Source organism: Streptomyces sp. LS1784 (assembly GCF_020103755.1).
Taxonomy (GTDB): Bacteria; Actinomycetota; Actinomycetes; order Streptomycetales; family Streptomycetaceae; genus Kitasatospora.
The window spans coordinates 1-4,070 of the sequence record NZ_JAHSQD010000664.1 but is presented as its reverse complement, the minus strand read 5'-3'; the positions used below and the strand labels follow the sequence as shown (position 1 = coordinate 4,070).

The window sequence follows — 4,070 nt, the reverse complement described above, 5'->3', positions numbered from 1 at the left end:
CGGCCCGCGAGCAGGACCACCGCGACGGCGGCGGGCAGGGCGGCGGCGGCCCGGGCGAGGCCTCGGACCCGCAGGACCGCCTGGGCGTGAGCGCGCGCGGTGTCGACTGCGGCCATACGGTGCGGCACCCCCTTCGGAGCCCTCGGGCGCCCGGCTTCGGGCCCTGAGCCAACTCGAAACGATCAGTTCCGACCGGGAAGCGGAGGCGTCCGATCCCCGGTAGTGCATGCTGCGTGGCGCTACTGACATTTTCGACGCCCCGGTGCGGGTGGGCGTTCCGGATCGCCCCGGTTTCCACTCGTCCCGGTGACACCGCCCGGTCGTTCCGGTGACGCCGCCCGGACGCCGGCGTCCGGTCCGGTGCGAAGCACTCCGACGACCGCCCGGCCGGACGCCGTCCAGCATCCCCCCGTGGGAGCACCACTACCCGGCGGCGACCCGGCGCACGGGCCCCGCGCACCGCGATCCAGCGCACCATAAGGCCGAACGAGCGGTTGCGTCAGCCGGATGCGGGTGCTGTCACCCGATGGGCTGGAATCCGTCGGCCGAACGGTGCGTCGGCCCCTGCAGCCGCTCCGACCCCGAAACGCCCGGGACGCTGCGCCCATGGGGTTGACCGGCGGGCTCGGTTGTTCGGGACTCGCTCTCCCCTTCCGGAGTCCGCCCGCCGCCGCCCCGCACCGTGGGTGCGACGCACCGCGGCCCCCGTGCGAGCGGTTCGCACGGGGGCCGCGGGCGGCGCGGACGCCGACGCCTCAGGCGGTGGCCGCCTTCAGCGCGATGTCGGTGCGGTGCTGGCCGCCCTTGAGGGAGATCCGGTCCACCGCGGCGTACGCGCGCTCGCGCGCCTCGGCCAGGTCGGCGCCGGTGGCGGTGACCGACAGGACGCGGCCGCCGGCGCTCAGCACCCGGCCGTCCTCGCCCGCCTTCGTCCCGGCGTGCAGCACGAACGCGGTGCCGTCCGCCTCCGCCTCGGCCAGGCCCTCGATCGGGTCGCCGGTGCGCGGGGCGGCCGGGTAGCCCTCGGAGGCGACGACCACGGTGACGGCCGCGCCCTCGTCCCAGCGCAGCGGCTCCAGCTGGTCCAGGGTGCCGTCGGCGGAGGCCAGCAGCACGCCCGCCAGCGGGGTGCGCAGCCGGGCCAGCACGACCTGGGTCTCCGGGTCGCCGAAGCGGGCGTTGAACTCGATCACCCGGGTGCCGCGAGAGGTGAGTGCCAGGCCCGCGTACAGCAGGCCGGAGAACGTGGTGCCGCGGCGGCGCAGCTCGTCCACGGTCGGCTGGAGGACGCTCTCCAGGACCTCCTCGACCAGCCCGGCGGGCGCCCACGGCAGCGGCGAGTAGGCGCCCATGCCGCCGGTGTTGGGGCCCTCGTCGCCGTCCAGTGCGCGCTTGAAGTCCTGGGCGGGCTGGAGCGGGACGACGGTGGTGCCGTCGGTGATCGCGAACAGCGAGACCTCGGGGCCGTCCAGGTACTCCTCGATGACCACGCGCTCGCAGGCGGCGGCGTGCGCCAGCGCGGCCTCGCGGTCGGAGGTGACCACGACGCCCTTGCCGGCGGCCAGGCCGTCGTCCTTGACCACGTACGGGGCGCCGAAGGCGTCCAGCGCCTCGGCGGCCTCGGCGACGGTGGTGCAGACGTAGGAGCGGGCGGTGGGGACGCCGGCCGCGGCCATCACGTCCTTGGCAAAGGCTTTCGAGCCCTCCAGCCGGGCTGCCGCGGCGGACGGGCCGAACACCGGGATGCCGGCCGCGCGGACGGCGTCCGCGACACCGGCGACCAGCGGGGCCTCCGGACCGACCACGACCAGGCCGGCGCCGAGCCGGCCGGCCAGCGCGGCGACCTGCGCACCGTCCAGCTGGTCGACCGGGTGGACCGCCGCGACCTGTGCGATCCCGGCGTTGCCCGGGGCACAGTGCAGTTCGGTCACTGCGGGATCTTGGGACAGAGAGCGGCACAGGGCGTGTTCGCGGGCGCCGCCGCCGATGACGAGGACCTTCACGCCTGGCAGCGTAGTCGGTGGCCTGTTCCGGCCGCTCTCCGGTCCCGTCGGATCCTCCGGGGGAAGAGCCCCGTACGCCGGGCGCGCCGGAGGATCCTCCAAGCCCGGCCGGGCCGGTTCGGCGGTGGGTGGTCGGGTCACGACTCCGGGTCACCGGACCCTCGCTCGGACGGGTGAAATCTCGCCGCCCCCCGCAACCCGCCCACCTCGGGTTCCGGTGGCCGAAACCAGTAACGATCAACGGAGAAGCGCCCCCACGGTCAGCCATTTGGCGGTAAGAAGTGCTGTTGGAGAACCACCGGCGGACACCACGTCAGCCGTTGCGCCGACAGACCCAGCAGTCCGCCCGCCACAGGGAGCCCCACAGGTGAGCCAGCCGGAAATGCAGCCCGAGGAGAGTGCCTGGGGCAAGGAGATCGGTGAGGAGGACCAGCCCGCCGCCGCCGTCGTCCGACGAGCCTCCATCCGCCACCGAGCCGATCTGAGCACCCGCCAGTTCCCCCTCGGGGACTGGGGCGAGCCCGCCGAACGGCTGGAGGAGCTCTACCGCTGGTCCGAGGAGCGGGCGGTCGAGGCGATCGAGTGGTACCGCCGGGACCGGATCTGGAAGCGCCGCTGGGCGCGCCTGCTGAGGTTCGGCGCGGCCGGTTTCGCGGCGGGCGGGGTGGTCGCCCCGCTGGTCGACCTGGCCGGCGCCTTCGCGCACGGCACCAGCTGGGGCTACGTCGGCTTCGCACTCTCCGCCACCTGCCTGGCCGCCGACCGGGTCTTCGGCCTCACCTCCGGCTGGATGCGGGACGTCTCCACCGGGCAGGCGCTGCAACGCCGCCTGGAGGCCTTCCAGTTCGACTGGGCGTCGGAGTGCGTGCGCGAGGTGCTCGGCCCGACCGAGGGCACCGCGGGCGAGGCCGCCGAGCGCTGCCTGGGTGTGCTGCGCCGGTTCTGCGAGGACGTCTCGGACATGGTCCGCTCCGAGACCTCGGAGTGGATGCTGGAGTTCCGCGCCTCGATGACCCAGCTGCCCACCCAGTCCGGCGGGGCCTGGGGCGGGCGCAGCGAGCCCGGGGTGGGTGCCCAGGTGCGGGTGCTGCCGCCGCCGGGCACCCGGCCCACCATGCCGCGCCAGCGGCCGCCGGAGGGGCCGCTGCGGTAGTGCCCGGAGGTCAGGCGAAGACGATCATCGAGCCCTGGGTGACGCTCCTGGTCGCCGCCGCGTACAGGCCCGACCAGGCGTGCCGCTCCCGGGCGAAGGGGTGGACGTCGTCGATCGGCGGCCCGAACGGCTGCTCCAGGCCGGTCGGGCCGAGCGGCCGGGTCGGGCCCGGCGGGTTGAACGGGTCGATGCCCAGCGCCGGTGCGACGGCCTGGAGTTCGCGCAGCAGCCCGTGGCTGGAGCCGAGCGGGCCGCCGGAGGCGAGCAGCGTGTCGTCCACCAGCGGCACCGCGAACTCGACCGGCACGTACGCGCCGGCGTGGTCGAAGTGCCAGACCAGGTGCGACTGTTCGGCGCTGCTCTCGAACATCTCCAGCAGCTGCTCGTAGTCGCCGCCGAGCGCGTCGACCGGGGTGATGTCCAGTCCGGTGAGGCCCAACAGGTAGGCGCGGCGCAGGAAGTGCAGCGAGTCGTAGTCGAACGCGGCTATCGGCTCGACCGCACCGCTGATGCCCGGGACGAACCGGTAGACCGGCACCTCGGGCAGACCGCGTGAGGCCAGGACCGAGTTGTAGAGCGTGAGGTCGTCCCGGAAGGGGTTGTCGGGGCTGTGGCTCAGCGCGTCCACCAGCGGGACGAGCCAGAGGTCGCAGGCCATGACCGGCAGTTCCTCTCCGGAGGCGGGGATCGCCCGCGGAGACGGGGCGACGACGGGGGCTGGGTCGGTACCCTGACGGCCCTTTCGTGGGGCGCCCGGTAACGACGCCCGCCACCCTACCGGCCCGGTGCGGCGTGCGGGTCGGGCCGTCCCCGCGGGGCCTCCGGCGGCGGCCCGGGCAGCCGTCGGCCGAACCGGCCGTACGGCGTCACGCGCGGCTGCGGCACCAGGCCGAGGCCCAGGCCCAGCTCACGGC

At 74.9% G+C, this 4,070-nt stretch carries 3 protein-coding genes; 1 reads left to right on the top strand and 2 read right to left on the bottom strand.

From position 1 onward, the window contains the following. Window positions 1–755 precede the first annotated feature (755 nt). Window positions 756–2,003: a phosphoribosylamine--glycine ligase gene (purD, locus tag KS423_RS40080; RefSeq protein WP_224284656.1), complete on the bottom strand. Its 1,248-nt coding sequence runs from the start codon at window positions 2,001–2,003 to the stop codon at window positions 756–758. A gap of 367 nt (window positions 2,004–2,370) precedes the next feature. On the opposite strand from purD, the gene KS423_RS40075 reads away from it, so the two are divergent. Next, window positions 2,371–3,156, top strand: coding sequence for an SLATT domain-containing protein (locus KS423_RS40075; RefSeq protein ID WP_224284655.1), 786 nt, complete (start codon window positions 2,371–2,373; stop codon window positions 3,154–3,156). 10 nt (window positions 3,157–3,166) lie between these two features. Here the strand turns inward: KS423_RS40075 and KS423_RS40070 are convergent, their stop codons facing one another. Continuing rightward, window positions 3,167–3,814, bottom strand: a complete 648-nt coding sequence (locus KS423_RS40070) for a hypothetical protein (protein ID WP_224284654.1) — start codon at window positions 3,812–3,814, stop codon at window positions 3,167–3,169. Window positions 3,815–4,070: the final 256 nt, after the last annotated feature.